The organism is Streptomyces sp. NPDC005820 (assembly GCF_040630255.1).
Classification (GTDB): Bacteria; Actinomycetota; Actinomycetes; order Streptomycetales; family Streptomycetaceae; genus Streptomyces.
The window spans coordinates 1-15,616 of sequence record NZ_JBEXXE010000008.1 but is presented as its reverse complement, the minus strand read 5'-3'; the positions used below and the strand labels follow the sequence as shown (position 1 = coordinate 15,616).

Below are 15,616 nucleotides of genomic sequence, written 5' to 3'. Positions count from 1 at the left end.
TAGGGTTTCGGCGTGGAGCCCGACCTGTTCACCGCCGCAGCCGAAGAACGCCAGGAGAAGGACCCCGCAGGGAGTCCCCTGGCGGTCCGGATGCGCCCGCGCACCCTCGACGAGGTCGTGGGCCAGCAGCACCTGCTGAAGCCGGGCTCCCCCCTGCGCCGCCTGGTCGGCGAGGGCGCCAAGGGCCCGGCCGGCCCCTCCTCGGTGATCCTCTGGGGCCCGCCCGGCACCGGCAAGACCACCCTGGCGTACGTCGTGTCCAAGGCGACGAACAAGCGGTTCGTGGAGCTCTCCGCGATCACCGCCGGCGTCAAGGAGGTCCGCGCGGTCATCGACGGCGCCCGCCGCGCCACCGGGGGGTACGGCAAGGAGACCGTCCTCTTCCTCGACGAGATCCACCGCTTCAGCAAGGCCCAGCAGGACTCCCTCCTCCCGGCCGTCGAGAACCGCTGGGTGACCCTGATCGCGGCGACCACGGAGAACCCGTACTTCTCGGTGATCTCTCCGCTGCTGTCCCGCTCCCTTCTGCTCACCCTCGAGCCCCTCACCGACGACGACCTGCGGGGGCTCCTCAGAAGGGCCCTCACCGACGAGCGCGGACTCAAGGGCTCCGTCACCCTCCCCGAGGACACCGAGGCCCACCTCCTGCGCATCGCCGGCGGCGACGCCCGCCGCGCCCTGACCGCCCTGGAGGCCGCCGCCGGGGCCGCCCTCGACCAGGACGAGAGCGAGATCAGCCTGGCGATCCTGGAGCAGACCGTCGACCGGGCGGCGGTGAAGTACGACCGTGACGGTGACCAGCACTACGACGTCGCCAGCGCCCTCATCAAGTCCATCCGCGGCTCCGACGTCGACGCCGCCCTGCACTACCTGGCCCGGATGATCGAGGCCGGCGAGGACCCCCGCTTCATCGCCCGCCGGCTGATGATCTCCGCCAGCGAGGACATCGGCCTCGCCGATCCGAACGCCCTGCCGACAGCCGTCGCCGCCGCCCAGGCCGTCGCCCTGATCGGCTTCCCCGAGGCCGCCCTCATCCTCAGCCACGCCACGATCGCCCTCGCCCTCGCCCCGAAGTCCAACTCCGCGACCACCGCGATCGGCGCCGCCCTGGACGACGTACGCAAGGGACTGGCCGGATCCGTGCCGCCGCATCTGCGCGACGGGCACTACAAGGGCGCCGCCAAGCTCGGCCACGCCCAGGGGTACGTGTATCCGCACGACCTGGCGGAGGGCATCGCCGCCCAGCAGTACGCACCGGACGCGATCAAGGACCGCGAGTACTACACCCCCACCCGGCACGGCGCGGAGGCACGGTACGCCGACGCCGTGGAGTGGACCAGGAAGCACCTCGGTCGAAAGCGGTCCTGAGCACCCTGTAAACTCGTTCGGAGTGCTGCGTCCCGCGCTGTCAGAACGGGACAGTCAGCCGGAGGCCGGTCCCCGGACCGGCTCCAGGAGCGTCGCGCACCGTCGAACGGTGTCGCGGGCAGCCCACCACCACCCGCCGCATGGCGGGAGAGGTCGGTGGGCCACTCGCGTGCTGCACGTATGTGCCCAGACCAGGGGAGCGGCTGCCCAAGGGTCCCTCGCGGACCCCATGGGTTTCCCCGGCTGCGGATGCGACCTCCCTTAACTCTGACAAGCCGAAAAACAGGAATGAGAGAGCAGTGGCGAACCAGTCCCGCCCCAAGGTCAAGAAGTCGCGTGCCCTCGGCATCGCGCTGACCCCGAAGGCCGTCAAGTACTTCGAGGCCCGCCCCTACCCGCCGGGTGAGCACGGCCGTGGCCGCAAGCAGAACTCGGACTACAAGGTCCGTCTGCTGGAGAAGCAGCGTCTGCGCGCGCAGTACGACCTCTCCGAGCGCCAGCTGGTCCGCGCCTACGAGCGTGCCTCCAAGGTGCAGGGCAAGACCGGTGAGGCCCTGATCATCGAGCTCGAGCGCCGTCTCGACGCCCTGGTGCTGCGTTCGGGCATCGCCCGCACCATCTACCAGGCCCGTCAGATGGTCGTGCACGGCCACATCGAGGTCAACGGCCAGAAGACCGACAAGCCGTCGTTCCGCGTCCGTCCCGACGACGTCGTGATGGTCCGCGAGCGCAGCCGCGAGAAGACCCTCTTCTCCATCGCCCGCGAGGGCGGCTTCGCCCCCGACGGCGAGACCCCGCGCTACCTCCAGGTGAACCTCAAGGCCCTGGCGTTCCGCCTGGACCGTGAGCCGAACCGCAAGGAGATCCCGGTCATCTGCGACGAGCAGCTCGTCGTCGAGTACTACGCCCGTTGATCTTCCAGCGGTCGTAGGGACTCCAGCGCCCAGGCCCGCCGTCTCCCCGGAGGCGGCGGGCTTTCGCATGCCCCCGTAATGCGGTACGGAGCCCTGCCCCCGGCGCGATAGGCTCGGCCCCGGAGATAGATCCCAACGCTGCAAAAGAGGTGCCAGGTGTCCGGTGGAGAGGTGGCCGGGATCCTGGTGGCCGTCTTCTGGGCGATCCTGGTCTCCTTCCTCGCCGTCGCGCTGGCGAGGCTGGCCCAGACGCTCAGGGCGACCACCAAGCTGGTCGCGGACGTGACCGACCAGGCCGTCCCGCTGCTCGCCGACGCCTCCGCGGCGGTGCGCTCCGCGCAGACCCAGATCGACCGGGTCGACGCCATCGCCTCCGACGTCCAGGAAGTCACGTCGAACGCCTCCGCGCTCTCGACGACCGTCGCGTCCACCTTCGGCGGCCCCCTGGTCAAGGTCGCCGCCTTCGGCTACGGCGTGCGCCGGGCCCTCGGCGGCCGCCGGGAGGACGTGCCCGTCCGGGAACCCCGGCGTACCGTGATCGTGGGCCGCACGGTCTCCCGGCGGGAGAAGCGCAGCGCCCGTGGAAAGAGGGACTGAGAGCCAGCCATGTTCCGCCGTACGTTCTGGTTCACGACCGGTGTCGCCGCCGGTGTCTGGGCCACCACCAAGGTCAATCGCAAGCTGAAGCAGCTGACCCCGGAGAGCCTCGCCGCGACCGCGGCCAACAAGGCCCTCGAGACGGGCGCGCGCCTGAAGGACCGTGCGGTGGGCTTCGCGCTCGACGTCCGCGACAACATGGCCCAGCGGGAGGCGGAGCTCCAGGACGCGCTCGGCATCGACGAGGACCCCGAACTCCCCGCGCCCCGGCGGTTCCCCGCCATCGAGAACAGCACCCACCCGAGGTACGTCCAGACCACGACGTACTCGTACGACCGGAATGAGGACCACTGATGGAGTCGGCCGAGATTCGCCGCCGCTGGCTGAGCTTCTACGAGGAGCGCGGGCACACCGTCGTCCCTTCGGCGTCGCTCATCGCGGACGACCCGACTCTGCTCCTCGTCCCCGCCGGCATGGTCCCCTTCAAGCCGTACTTCCTCGGTGAGGTCAAGCCGCCGTGGTCGCGCGCCACCAGCGTGCAGAAGTGCGTGCGCACCCCCGACATCGAAGAGGTCGGCAAGACCACCCGCCACGGCACGTTCTTCCAGATGTGCGGCAACTTCTCCTTCGGCGACTACTTCAAGGAAGGCGCCATCAAGTACGCCTGGGAGCTGCTCACCGGCGCCCAGGACAAGGGTGGTTACGGCCTGGATCCGGAGCGGCTCTGGATCACCGTCTACCTGGACGACGACGAGGCCGAGCGCATCTGGCACGAGGTCGTCGGCGTGCCCAAGGAGCGCATCCAGCGCCTCGGCATGAAGGACAACTACTGGTCCATGGGCGTCCCCGGACCCTGCGGCCCCTGTTCCGAGATCAACTACGACCGCGGCCCCGAGTTCGGCGTCGAGGGCGGCCCCGCCGTCAACGACGAGCGGTACGTGGAGATCTGGAACCTCGTCTTCATGCAGTACGAGCGCGGCGAGGGCATCGGCAAGGACAACTTCGAGATCCTCGGCGAGCTGCCGAGCAAGAACATCGACACGGGCCTGGGCCTCGAGCGTCTCGCCATGATTCTGCAGGGCGTGCAGAACATGTACGAGATCGACACCTCCATGGCCGTGATCAAGAAGGCCACCGAGCTGACCGGCGTGGCCTACGGCGACGCCCACGACTCGGACGTCTCCCTGCGCGTGGTCACCGACCACATGCGCACCTCCGTGATGCTCATCGGCGACGGTGTCACCCCCGGCAACGAGGGCCGCGGCTACGTCCTGCGCCGCATCATGCGCCGCGCCATCCGCAACATGCGCCTCCTCGGCGCCACCGGCCCGGTCGTCAAGGACCTCATCGACACCGTCATCGGCATGATGGGCCAGCAGTACCCGGAGCTGGTCACCGACCGCGAGCGCATCGAGAACGTCGCCCTCGCCGAGGAGGCCCGCTTCCTCAAGACCCTCAACGCCGGTACGAACGTCCTCGACGGCGCCGTCGGCGAGACCAAGGCCGCCGGCTCCACCGTGCTGGCCGGCGACAAGGCGTTCCTGCTCCACGACACCTGGGGCTTCCCGATCGACCTCACCCTGGAGATGGCCGCCGAGCAGGGGCTGTCCGTGGACGAGGACGGCTTCCGCCGCCTGATGAAGGAGCAGCGGGAGCGCGCCAAGGCCGACGCCCAGGCCAAGAAGACCGGCCACGCCGGCGCCGGCGCCTACCGGGAGATCGCCGACAAGGCCGGCGAGACCGAGTTCATCGGGTACGCCGACACCGAGGGCGAGTCCACCGTCGTCGGCATCCTCGTCGACGGTGTCTCCTCCCCGGCCGCCTCCGAGGGCGACGAGGTCGAGATCGTCCTGGACCGGACCCCGTTCTACGCCGAGGGCGGCGGCCAGATCGGCGACACCGGCCGGTTCAAGGTGGCCTCCGGTGCCGTCGTCGAGATCCGCGACACCCAGAAGCCGGTCCCGGGCGTCTACGTCCACAAGGGCGTCGTCCAGGTCGGCGAGGTGACCGTCGGCGATCTGGTGCACGCCACGATCGACTCCCGCCGGCGCACCGCCATCGCCCGCGCCCACTCGGCCACCCACCTCACCCACCAGGCCCTGCGTGACGCGCTCGGCCCGACGGCCGCCCAGGCCGGTTCCGAGAACCAGCCCGGCCGGTTCCGCTTCGACTTCGGCTCCCCGTCCGCCGTTCCCACGGCCGTGATGACCGACGTCGAGCAGAAGATCAACGAGGTGCTCGCCCGCGATCTCGACGTGCGCGCCGACATCATGGGCATCGACGAGGCCAAGAAGCAGGGCGCCATCGCCGAGTTCGGCGAGAAGTACGGCGAGCGGGTCCGCGTGGTGACCATCGGCGACTTCTCCAAGGAGCTGTGCGGCGGCACCCACGTCCACAACACCGCCCAGCTGGGCCTGGTGAAGCTGCTCGGCGAGTCGTCGATCGGCTCGGGCGTGCGCCGTATCGAGGCTCTCGTCGGCGTCGACGCCTACAACTTCCTCGCCCGTGAGCACACGGTCGTCGCCCAGCTCCAGGAGCTGATCAAGGGCCGTCCGGAGGAGCTCCCGGAGAAGGTCTCCGCCATGCTCGGCAAGCTGAAGGACGCCGAGAAGGAGATCGAGAAGTTCCGCGCGGAGAAGGTCCTGCAGGCCGCCGCCGGTCTCGCCGAGTCCGCCAAGGACGTCCACGGGATCGCCCTGGTCACCGGGCAGGTCCCCGACGGCACGACCCCCGACGACCTGCGCAGGCTGGTCCTGGACGTGCGCGGCCGCATCCAGGGCGGCCGGGCCGCCGTGGTCGCCCTGTTCACCGTGAACAACGGCAAGCCGCTCACGGTCATCGCCACCAACGAGGCCGCCCGCGAGCGCGGTCTGAAGGCCGGCGACCTGGTCCGTGCGGCCGCCAAGACCCTCGGCGGCGGCGGTGGCGGCAAGCCGGACGTCGCCCAGGGCGGCGGCCAGAACCCGGGCGCGGTCGGCGAGGCCGTCGCCGCGGTCGAGCGGCTCGTGGCCGACACGGCCAAGTGAGCGATGCGATGAGAAGGGGCCGTCGACTCGCGATCGATGTCGGGGACGCCCGGATCGGGGTCGCCTCGTGCGACCCCGACGGGATCCTCGCCACCCCGGTGGAGACGGTCCCCGGCCGGGACCTCCCGGCGGCCCACCGACGGCTGAGGCAACTCGTCGAGGAGTACGAACCGATCGAGGTCGTCGTCGGTCTCCCTCGCTCCCTCAAGGGGGGCGAGGGCCCGGCCGCGGTAAAGGTTCGCGGCTTCGCACAGGAGCTCGCCAAGGGCATCGCCCCCGTCTCCGTACGCCTGGTGGACGAGCGGATGACGACCGTGACGGCCAGTCAGGGACTGCGCGCCTCAGGGGTGAAGGCGAAGAAGGGCCGGTCGGTGATCGACCAGGCAGCCGCTGTGATCATCCTTCAACAGGCCCTGGAATCCGAACGGGTGTCAGGTAAAGCACCGGGCGAGGGCGTCGAAGTGGTCATCTGATCGCGATACGGTAACGTTCCGCGCGATGCGGTAGGTGTTCGAACAGCCGCCGCACAGAGAGAGGCGGAACGGTGACGGACCTGGGAAGGCCGCGTGATCGCCGCCTCGCGGCTCTAGGGGATCGATGACTGAGTATGGCCGGGGCCCAGGCTCCGAACCGTGGCATCCGGAGGACCCGTTGTACGGGGACGGCGGATGGGACGGGCAGCAGCAGGCCCACCAGGGCCATCAGCCTGCCTACGGCGGCCAGCCGCAGCACCACCACTACCCGCAGCAGCCGCAGCAGCCGGGATACGGCGACTGGGGCAACGGACAGGCGCAGCAGTACGACCAGCAGCAGTACGACCCGCAGCAGTACGGTCAGCAGCAGTACCCGCACCAGCCCTACGACCCTCAGCAGTACCAGCAGCAGGGTTATCACGAGGGCTACCAGGAAGGCGGTTGGGACGGCACCGGCACCCATGCCCATGTGCCGTACGCCGCCGACCCCGGTGACCCGTACGGCCAGCAGCCCGCCGCGTACGGCGCCGAACAGCCCGACCTCTACGGCACCCCCGACGCCTACCCGCCGCCGGAGCCCCCGGCCCGCCGGGTCGCCGAACCGCAGCCGGAACCCGAGGCGGAGGCCGAACAGAAACCCGACTGGGACCCCGGACCCGACCAGGGCGAGCACGCGTTCTTCGCGGGCGGGGGCGGCGGCGACGAGGACGACGACGATCCCGACGGCCGCGGGGGCCGCAGGGGTCGCGGCGGCAAGGACGCCAAGGGCGGCAAGGGCAAGAAGAAGAGCCGCAACGGCTGCGCCTGCCTGGTCGTCGTACTGGTGTTCGCCGGTGGGGTCGGCGGCGTCGGCTACTTCGGCTACAACTTCTACCAGAATCGTTACGGCGCGGCCCCGGACTACTCGGGCAACGGTACGACCCAGACGGTCAGCGTCCAGGTGCCGGAAGGCTCGGGCGGCGCGGCGATCGGCCGTCTGCTGAAGGAGGCCGGTGTCGTCAAGAGCGTCGACGCCTTCGTCTCCGCCGCCACGAACAATCCCAACGGGGACAAGATCCAGGCGGGCGCGTACATTCTGAAGAAGGAGATGTCCGCGAAGGCGGCCGTCGAGATGATGCTCGACGGCGACAGCCAGGCCAATGTGCTGGTCAAACCCGGGCAGCGTAACGTCGAGGTCTACAAGGCCATCGACGAGAAACTCGCCCTTTCCGCCGGCACCACCAAGAAGATCGCCGAGAAGGACTACAAAACTCTCGGGCTGCCCAAGTGGGCGAACGACAACAGCGCCATAAAGGATCCCCTGGAGGGCTTCCTCTTCCCGGGCACCTATCCCGCGGCCAAGGGCATGAAGCCCGAGGCGGTGCTGAAGGGGATGGTGACCAACGCCGCGAAGAAGTACGCGGAGTACGACCTGGAGGCCAAGGCAAAGACGTTCAAGCTGGCGAGCCCGCTCCAGATGGTCACGGTCGCGAGCCTCGTCCAGGCCGAGGGCAAGACCGAGGAGGACTACCGCAAGATGGCGGAGGTCGTCTACAACCGCCTCGACCGCGCGAACCCCCAGACGTACGGATTCCTGCAGTTCGACTCGACCTTCAATTACCTGAGGGGCGAAAGCAAGATCAATATCAGCGAGTCGGAGATCAACAGCAACAAGGATCCGTACAACACCTACACCAACAAGGGTCTGCCGCCCGGACCGATCGGCAATCCCGGCGATGTCGCGATCAAGGCGATGCTGAATCCGACCGACGACGGCTGGTACTACTTCGTGGCGACCGACGGGGTGAGCAAGACCGAATTCGCCAGGACGCACGCAGATTTCCTGAAGCTCAAGGACAAGTTCGATGAGAGCACGGGCAACTGACGCCCACCGGGCTGCCGTTCTCGGCAGCCCCATCGCCCACTCCCTCTCGCCGGTGCTGCACCGTGCCGCCTACGAGGCGCTCGAGCTCACCGACTGGACGTACGACCGCTTCGAGATCGACGAGGCCGCCCTGCCGGGCTTCGTCGCGGGGCTCGGCGGGGAGTGGGCCGGGCTGTCCCTGACCATGCCGCTCAAGCGGGCGGTCATTCCGCTGCTCGACGAGATCAGCGAGACGGCCGCCTCCGTGGACGCGGTCAACACCCTGCTGTTCACCGAGGACGGCCGCCGCGTCGGCGACAACACCGACATCCCCGGCATGGTCGCCGCCCTGCGCGAGCACGGCGTCGAGCAGGTCGACTCGGCCGCGATCCTCGGCGCCGGCGCCACCGCGTCCTCCGCGCTCGCCGCCCTGGCCCGGGTCTGCTCCGGCGAGATCGTGGCGTACGTCCGCAGCGCGGCCCGCGCCGACGAGATGCGGCAGTGGGGCGAGCGCCTGGCCGTCGACGTCCGTGTCGCCGACTGGTCCGCGGCGGCCGACGCCCTGCGCTTCCCGCTCGTCGTCGCCACGACCCCGGCCGGGGCGACGGACGCCCTGGCGGCGTCGGTGCCCGAGCGGCCCGCGACCCTCTTCGACGTCCTCTACGAGCCCTGGCCGACCGAGCTGGCCGCCCGCTGGTCCATGTTCGGCGGCGCCGTCGTCAGCGGCCTCGACCTCCTCGTCCACCAGGCCGTGCTCCAGGTGGAACAGATGACCGGCATCACCCCGGCCCCCGTGGAAGCCATGCGCAAGGCGGGCGAACACGCCCTCGCCTCCCGGCAGACCGTCCAGCCCTGAACACCGCCGGGACCGGCTCCCGGGCCGTTTCGTCCGTCCAATGGACCGGAAGCCCGATCCGTGCCGCGGACGTGGGAGGATCGAGGTGGCTGGCCGGAACCGCGCACCCGGCCCGGCCGAGGACGTACGCGAGGACGCGCGTAGGGCAGTACCAGGGCGCGAGCACTGAGGAGCATCGTTGAGCAGGCTGCGTTGGCTGACCGCGGGGGAGTCCCACGGTCCCGCACTTGTCGCGACGCTGGAGGGCCTTCCCGCCGGCGTGCCGATCACCACGGAGATGGTGGCCGACCATCTCGCGCGGCGGCGGCTCGGCTACGGTCGCGGCGCGCGGATGAAGTTCGAGCGCGACGAGGTCACCTTCCTCGGCGGCGTCCGGCACGGCCTGACCCTCGGCTCCCCGATCGCGATCATGGTGGGCAACACCGAGTGGCCCAAGTGGGACCAGGTCATGGCGGCCGACCCGGTCGACCCGGAGATCCTCGCCGGCCTCGCCCGCAACGCCCCGCTGACCCGGCCCCGCCCCGGCCACGCCGACCTGGCCGGCATGCAGAAGTACGGCTTCGACGAGGCCCGCCCGATCCTGGAGCGCGCCTCCGCCCGCGAGACCGCCGCCCGCGTGGCCCTCGGCGCGGTCGCCCGCTCCTACCTCAAGGAGACGGCCGGCATCGAGATCGTCTCCCATGTGATCGAACTGGCCGCCGCGAAGGCGCCCTACGGTGTCTACCCCACCCCCGCCGACGTCGAGAAGCTGGACGCCGACCCGGTGCGCTGCCTGGACGCGGACGCCTCGAAGGCGATGGTCGCGGAGATCGACCAGGCCCACAAGGACGGCGACACCCTCGGCGGCGTGGTCGAGGTCCTGGCGTACGACGTCCCCGTCGGCCTCGGCTCCCACGTGCACTGGGACCGCCGCCTCGACGCCCGCCTCGCCGCCGCCCTCATGGGCATCCAGGCCATCAAGGGCGTCGAGGTCGGCGACGGCTTCGACCTCGCGCGCGTGCCCGGCTCCAAGGCCCACGACGAGATCCTCACCACCCCCGAGGGCATCCGCCGCTCCTCCGGCCGCTCCGGCGGCACCGAGGGCGGTCTGACCACCGGCGAGCTGCTGCGCGTGCGTGCCGCGATGAAGCCGATCGCGACCGTGCCGCGCGCCCTGCGCACGGTCGACGTGACCACCGGCGAGCAGGCCCAGGCCCACCACCAGCGCTCCGACGTGTGCGCGGTCCCCGCGGCCGGCATCGTCGCCGAGGCCATGGTGGCCCTCGTCCTGGCGGACGCCGTCGCGGAGAAGTTCGGCGGCGACAGCGTCCCCGAGACTCGCCGCAACGTCCGGTCCTACCTCGACCACCTCCACATCCGATGAGCGGGCCCCTGGTCGTCCTGGTCGGCCCGATGGGCGTCGGCAAGTCCACCGTCGGGCAGCTGCTCGCCGAGCGGCTCGGCACCGGCTACCGGGACACCGACGACGACATCGTCGCCGAGCAGGGCCGCAGCATCGCGGAGATCTTCGTCGACGAGGGCGAGGAGACGTTCCGCGCGGTCGAGAAGCGGGCCGTGCGCCGCGCGCTCGCCGAGCACGAGGGCGTCCTGGCGCTCGGCGGCGGCTCGATCCTCGACGAGGACAGCCGCGCCCTGCTCGCCGACCAGCGCGTGGTCTATCTGTCGATGGACGTCGAGGAGGCCGTCAAGCGCACCGGCCTCAACGCGGCCCGCCCGCTGCTCGCCGTCAACCCGCGCAAGCAGTGGCGCGAGCTGATGGAGGCCCGCCGCGGCCTGTACGAGGAGGTCGCCACCGCCGTGGTGACGACGGACGGCCGTACGCCCGAAGAGGTCACCCAAGCCGCCCTGGACGCACTGGAGTTGAAGGAAGCATGAGCAGCAGTGAGGCGGTGACCCGGATCCGGGTCGGCGGCAGCGCGGGCTCCGAGCCGTACGAGGTCCTGGTGGGCCGTCAGCTCCTCGGTGAACTCGCCGGTCTGATCGGCCCCAAGGCCAAGCGCGTCGCGGTGATCCACCCCGAGGCCCTCGCCGAGACCGGGGACGCGCTCCGCGCCGACCTGGCCGGACAGGGCTACGACGCCGTCGCCATCCAGGTGCCCAACGCGGAGGAGGCCAAGACCGCCGAGGTCGCCGCGTACTGCTGGAAGGCGCTCGGCCAGTCCGGCTTCACCCGCACCGACGTCGTCGTGGGCGTCGGCGGCGGCGCCACCACGGACCTCGCCGGGTTCGTGGCCGCCACCTGGCTGCGCGGGGTGCGCTGGATCGCCGTACCGACGACCGTGCTCGCCATGGTGGACGCGGCCGTGGGCGGCAAGACCGGCATCAACACCGCCGAGGGCAAGAACCTCGTCGGTTCCTTCCACCCGCCGACCGGGGTCCTGTGCGACCTGGCCGCGCTGGACTCCCTCCCGGTCAACGACTACGTCTCGGGGCTCGCGGAGATCATCAAGGCCGGCTTCATCGCCGACCCGGCGATCCTCGACCTCATCGAGTCCGACCCCGAGGCCGCCCGCACCCCGGCAGGCCCGCACACCGCCGAGCTGATCGAACGCTCCATCAAGGTCAAGGCGGACGTGGTCTCCTCCGACCTGAAGGAGTCGGGTCTGCGGGAGATCCTCAACTACGGCCACACCCTCGCGCACGCCATCGAGAAGAACGAGCGCTACAAGTGGCGGCACGGCGCGGCCGTGTCCGTCGGCATGCACTTCGCCGCCGAACTGGGCCGCCTCGCGGGCCGCCTCGACGACGCGACGGCGGACCGCCACCGCTCGATCCTGGAGTCCGTCGGGCTTCCCCTCCACTACCGCCACGACCAGTGGCCCAAGCTGCTGGAGACCATGAAGGTCGACAAGAAGTCGCGGGGCGACCTGCTGCGCTTCATCGTCCTCGACGGGCTCGCCAAGCCGACCGTCCTGGAGGGCCCCGACCCGGCGGTCCTCCTCGCCGCCTACGGCGAAGTCGGCCAGTAAGTCCCCGGGGATCCCTTCCGCCCGATTCCCCTTCCACACAGGGCACTTCGGACCGCCCCCGGCCGTTCACCAAACGACGGCCGGGGGCGGTACCGTTCAGAATCGAAAACGGGCACACGCCCCCAGCCAGCGCCCATTGCCTGTACGAGACGGAGTGGCACCGGATGCAGCACGCAGTGGGTTCTCCGCTGCCGCCGCCCCATCAGCCGGGGCACGGTCCGGCCGCCGGCTGGTCGCCGGCCGCACAACACCCGGGCCCGCACCAGCCGGGCAGCCCCCCGCACCAGCCGGGCGGCGCCCCCCACCACCAGCCGGGCTACCTGGGCGCCCCTCCTCCCTCCGGGCCCGTCCCGCCCGCTCCCCGGCCCCCCGTGCCGCCGCCCCCGGCCCCCCAGCACGCCCCCGTCCCGCACGGCACCGCCCCGCACGGCACCGACGTCACCGGCCATGTCCCGCTGCCGCCCGGTGGCCCCGTGGCGATGCCCACCGTCCCGCCCGCCGCCCCCGGACCGGACCTCGCGACCACCACCGTCGCCGTGCTGCTCATCGGTCCCGCGGGCGCCGGAAAGACCAGCGTCGCCAAGTTCTGGGCCGACCACCGCCGGGTCCCCACCGCCCACGTCAGCCTCGACGACGTCCGCGAATGGGTCCGCTCGGGCTTCGCCGACCCGCAGCGAGGCTGGAACGACCACTCCGAGGCCCAGTACCGCCTGGCCCGCCGCACCTGCGGCTTCGCCGCCCGCAACTTCCTCGCCAACGGCATCTCCTGCATCCTCGACGACGCGATCTTCCCGGACCGCCCGGTCGTGGGCCTCGGCGGCTGGAAGCGCCACGTCGGCCCCGGACTCCTCCCGGTCGTCCTCCTCCCCGGCCTGGAGGTCGTCCTGGAACGCAACGCCCAGCGCTCCGGCAACCGCCGCCTCACCGACGAGGAGGTCGCCCGCATCCACGGCCGCATGGCCGGCTGGTACGGCTCCGGCCTCCCGATCATCGACAACTCCCAGCTCGACGTCCCGTCGACGGCGAAGGTCCTGGACGACGTCCTGTCGAGAGCGATCGCGAGCCCGCCGAAGTGGTAGGGGACTTTTGAGGGGCGTGGGGGCGAACACCCCGGGGGCGCGGGGAACTGCGCGACAAGCCCCCAGCGGGCCCGCACCCGCCCACGCACCCCACTCGGCCCCTCCCAACCGGCACAATCCCCCCACCCCTCATACGCTCGACTCATGTCAGAGGTGTACGGGTCACGCCGCAAGCGACTGAGGGACCGCTGCAACGCCGGCGGCAGCACAGCCGCGCTCATCTCCCGCCCGGCCAATGTGAGGTACCTCGCCGGCGCCGCCCCCAAGGCGGCCGTGCTGCTCCTGGGCAGACGCGAGGACGAGGACCTCCTCGTCTGCCCGGGCCCGCCCGACGACCGCCCGGGTGAAGCGCGCCCCGACGAACAGCTGAGGGCGCACACCCTGCCCCACGCCGGAGGCGACCCCGCCGTCGCCGCCGCGGACATCCTCACGGCCGGGGGCGGCGACTCCCTCGCGGTCGAGGAACACCACCTCACGGTGGCCCGCCATCGCGCCCTGCGCTCCGTCGCCCCCCGCCTGCGCCTCGCGGACCTCGGCAGCGCCGTCGAACAGCTCCGCGTCGTCAAGGACGAGGAGGAGATCTCCTGTCTCCGCGTCGGCGCCGAGATCGCCGACCAGGCCCTCGGCGAGCTGCTCGAGTCCATCCTCGTCGGCCGCACCGAGCGGCACCTCGCCCTCGAACTCGAGCGGCGCCTCGTCGACCACGGCGCCGACGGCCCCGCCTTCCCCACCTCGGTGGCCACCGGCCCGAACTCCGGCCGGCCCGGCCACCGCCCCACGGACCGCAGGGTCGAGGAGGGCGACTTCCTCTCGGTCTGCCTCGGCGCCGCCTACCGCGGCTACCGCTGCGAGATCGGCCGCACCTTCGTCATCGGCACGTCCCCCGCCGACTGGCAGATCGAGCTGTACGACCTCGTCTTCGCAGCCCAGCGCGCCGGGCGGGAGTCCCTGGCACCCGGCGCCGCCTATCGTGACGTGGACCGTGCGGCCCGCCAGGTACTGGACTCCGCGGGGTACACCGAGGGCCTCCCGGCACTCACCGGGCACGGGGTCGGACTCGAAATCGACGAGGACCCGCAGTTGACTCCCGCGGCCATGGGTAAACTGGACGCTTGCGTGCCGGTCACCGTCGAACCGGGGGTCCACCTCCCGGGCCGGGGCGGTGTCCGGATCGATGACACGCTCGTCGTGCGCCCCGAGGCGGACGGCGGACCCGAGCTACTCACCATCACGACCAAGGAGCTGCTCGCGCTGTAGAGGTGCGTGCCCCGGGGTCGTCCACGTCAGTCCAGGAGATTCCGCAACCGTGGCTTCCACGAACGACCTCAAGAACGGCCTGGTGCTCAAGCTCGAAGGCGGCCAGCTCTGGTCCGTCGTCGAGTTCCAGCACGTCAAGCCCGGCAAGGGCCCGGCCTTCGTGCGCACCAAGCTGAAGAACGTGCTGTCCGGCAAGGTGGTCGACAAGACCTTCAACGCCGGCGTCAAGGTCGAGACGGCCACTGTCGACAAGAGCGACATGCAGTTCTCGTACATGGACGGCGACTACTTCGTCTTCATGGACATGGAGACCTACGACCAGCTGCACATCGACCGCAAGACCGTCGGTGACGCCGCGAACTTCCTGATCGAGGGCTTCGAGGCCACCGTCGCCCGGCACGAGGGCGAGGTGCTCTTCGTCGAGCTGCCGGCCGCCGTCGAGCTGACCGTCGCCGAGACCGAGCCGGGCCTGCAGGGCGACCGCTCCACCGGCGGCACCAAGCCCGCCACCCTGGAGACCGGTCACCAGATCCAGGTCCCGCTCTTCATCACCACCGGTGAGAAGATCAAGGTCGACACCCGCAGCAGCGACTACCTCGGCCGGGTGAACAGCTAACCGTGGCTGCCCGCAACACGGCCCGCAAGCGCGCCTTCCAGATCCTCTTCGAGGGCGACCAGCGCGGCGCCGACGTCCTCACGGTCCTCGCGGACTGGGTCCGGCACTCCCGGGCCGACACCCGGCAGCCGCCGGTGAGCGAGTACACGATGCAGCTGGTCGAGGGCTACGCGGACCACGTGAAGCGGATCGACGAGCTGATCGCGCAGTACTCCGTCGGCTGGACGCTCGACCGGATGCCGGTCGTCGACCGCAACATCCTGCGGCTCGGCGCCTACGAGCTGATCTGGGTCGACGAGACCCCGGACGCCGTCGTCATCGACGAGATGGTGCAGCTGGCGAAGGAGTTCTCCACGGACGACTCCCCGTCGTTCGTCAACGGTCTGCTCGCCCGCCTGAAGGAGCTCAAGCCGTCGCTCCGCCGCGACCAGGCCTGAGCGGTACGCGCAGCACGACAGAACGCCGGAGGGCCCGCAGCATCACCGCTGCGGGCCCTCCGGCATCTGCGTGCCCCGGGCGCCCCCGAGGCCCCCAGAACGCCGCCGGGGTGGCCCCGCGAAGCTGTAGCGGAAGTAGCCGTCCGCCGACGCCTTGACCGTGGTCTTGAGGGTGCCGGTG

Annotated in this window: 15 protein-coding genes; all 15 read left to right on the top strand. The window is 71.0% G+C overall.

Annotated features, from left to right (window positions below; genetic code table 11):
- Positions 1-12: 12 nt before the first annotated feature.
- The 15 genes from ABZ464_RS11605 to nusB all read left to right on the top strand — a co-directional run bounded on the left by ABZ464_RS11605 (position 13) and on the right by nusB (position 15,435).
- Positions 13-1,368: a replication-associated recombination protein A gene (locus ABZ464_RS11605; RefSeq protein WP_359274437.1), complete on the top strand. Its 1,356-nt coding sequence runs from the start codon at positions 13-15 to the stop codon at positions 1,366-1,368.
- A 299-nt stretch (positions 1,369-1,667) separates the two neighbouring features.
- Positions 1,668-2,282, top strand: coding sequence for a 30S ribosomal protein S4 (gene rpsD, locus ABZ464_RS11600; RefSeq protein ID WP_055633391.1), 615 nt, complete (start codon positions 1,668-1,670; stop codon positions 2,280-2,282).
- Positions 2,283-2,438: 156 nt separating this feature from the next.
- A complete protein-coding gene (locus tag ABZ464_RS11595) occupies positions 2,439-2,879 on the top strand; it encodes a DUF948 domain-containing protein (protein ID WP_359274435.1) in 441 nt (146 codons plus the stop codon).
- A 9-nt stretch (positions 2,880-2,888) separates the two neighbouring features.
- Positions 2,889-3,233, top strand: a complete 345-nt coding sequence (locus tag ABZ464_RS11590) for a hypothetical protein (protein ID WP_359274432.1) — start codon at positions 2,889-2,891, stop codon at positions 3,231-3,233.
- Entirely contained in the window at positions 3,233-5,905 is a 2,673-nt protein-coding gene (gene alaS, locus ABZ464_RS11585) for an alanine--tRNA ligase (protein WP_359274429.1), read from the top strand. The genes ABZ464_RS11590 and alaS overlap by 1 nt, the downstream gene beginning before the upstream one ends.
- Positions 5,906-5,913: 8 nt before the next feature.
- Complete coding sequence (gene ruvX / locus ABZ464_RS11580; protein ID WP_340382997.1) at positions 5,914-6,378, top strand: Holliday junction resolvase RuvX; 465 nt, start codon at positions 5,914-5,916, stop codon at positions 6,376-6,378.
- A 124-nt stretch (positions 6,379-6,502) separates the two neighbouring features.
- Complete coding sequence (gene mltG / locus ABZ464_RS11575) at positions 6,503-8,242, top strand: endolytic transglycosylase MltG (RefSeq protein WP_359274425.1); 1,740 nt, start codon at positions 6,503-6,505, stop codon at positions 8,240-8,242.
- Positions 8,223-9,077, top strand: a complete 855-nt coding sequence (locus ABZ464_RS11570; RefSeq protein WP_359274422.1) for a shikimate dehydrogenase — start codon at positions 8,223-8,225, stop codon at positions 9,075-9,077. The genes mltG and ABZ464_RS11570 overlap by 20 nt, the downstream gene beginning before the upstream one ends.
- Positions 9,078-9,255: 178 nt before the next feature.
- Positions 9,256-10,440, top strand: coding sequence for a chorismate synthase (gene aroC, locus ABZ464_RS11565; RefSeq protein WP_359274420.1), 1,185 nt, complete (start codon positions 9,256-9,258; stop codon positions 10,438-10,440).
- Positions 10,437-10,952, top strand: coding sequence for a shikimate kinase (locus ABZ464_RS11560; RefSeq protein ID WP_359274417.1), 516 nt, complete (start codon positions 10,437-10,439; stop codon positions 10,950-10,952). The genes aroC and ABZ464_RS11560 overlap by 4 nt, the downstream gene beginning before the upstream one ends.
- Positions 10,949-12,046, top strand: coding sequence for a 3-dehydroquinate synthase (aroB, locus tag ABZ464_RS11555; RefSeq protein WP_359274415.1), 1,098 nt, complete (start codon positions 10,949-10,951; stop codon positions 12,044-12,046). The genes ABZ464_RS11560 and aroB overlap by 4 nt, the downstream gene beginning before the upstream one ends.
- A 164-nt stretch (positions 12,047-12,210) precedes the next feature.
- Positions 12,211-13,125 carry a Pro-rich N-terminal domain-containing protein gene (locus tag ABZ464_RS11550; RefSeq protein ID WP_359274412.1) on the top strand — a complete coding sequence of 305 codons (915 nt, stop codon included), beginning with the start codon at positions 12,211-12,213 and terminating at the stop codon, positions 13,123-13,125.
- Positions 13,126-13,269: 144 nt separating this feature from the next.
- Positions 13,270-14,382 carry an aminopeptidase P family protein gene (locus ABZ464_RS11545; RefSeq protein WP_359274408.1) on the top strand — a complete coding sequence of 371 codons (1,113 nt, stop codon included), beginning with the start codon at positions 13,270-13,272 and terminating at the stop codon, positions 14,380-14,382.
- A gap of 49 nt (positions 14,383-14,431) precedes the next feature.
- Positions 14,432-14,998 (top strand): elongation factor P, encoded by a 567-nt coding sequence (gene efp / locus ABZ464_RS11540; protein ID WP_359274405.1) that lies wholly within the window; start codon positions 14,432-14,434, stop codon positions 14,996-14,998.
- 2 nt (positions 14,999-15,000) lie between these two features.
- The gene (nusB, locus tag ABZ464_RS11535) at positions 15,001-15,435 is read left to right on the top strand and encodes a transcription antitermination factor NusB (protein WP_359274403.1); all 435 of its coding nucleotides are present in this window, start codon (positions 15,001-15,003) and stop codon (positions 15,433-15,435) included.
- The last annotated feature ends 181 nt before the right edge of the window (positions 15,436-15,616 follow it).

Bases quoted from the DNA above. Each gene is read 5' to 3' on its own strand.
- ABZ464_RS11590 (WP_359274432.1), top strand. From the start codon at position 2,889: ATGTTCCGCCGTACGTTCTGGTTCACGACCGGTGTCGCCGCCGGTGTC.
- alaS (WP_359274429.1), top strand. From the start codon at position 3,233: ATGGAGTCGGCCGAGATTCGCCGCCGCTGGCTGAGCTTCTACGAGGAG.
- ruvX (WP_340382997.1), top strand. From the start codon at position 5,914: ATGAGAAGGGGCCGTCGACTCGCGATCGATGTCGGGGACGCCCGGATC.
- mltG (WP_359274425.1), top strand. From the start codon at position 6,503: ATGACTGAGTATGGCCGGGGCCCAGGCTCCGAACCGTGGCATCCGGAG.
- ABZ464_RS11570 (WP_359274422.1), top strand. From the start codon at position 8,223: ATGAGAGCACGGGCAACTGACGCCCACCGGGCTGCCGTTCTCGGCAGC.
- ABZ464_RS11560 (WP_359274417.1), top strand. From the start codon at position 10,437: ATGAGCGGGCCCCTGGTCGTCCTGGTCGGCCCGATGGGCGTCGGCAAG.
- aroB (WP_359274415.1), top strand. From the start codon at position 10,949: ATGAGCAGCAGTGAGGCGGTGACCCGGATCCGGGTCGGCGGCAGCGCG.
- ABZ464_RS11550 (WP_359274412.1), top strand. From the start codon at position 12,211: ATGCAGCACGCAGTGGGTTCTCCGCTGCCGCCGCCCCATCAGCCGGGG.
- ABZ464_RS11545 (WP_359274408.1), top strand. From the start codon at position 13,270: ATGTCAGAGGTGTACGGGTCACGCCGCAAGCGACTGAGGGACCGCTGC.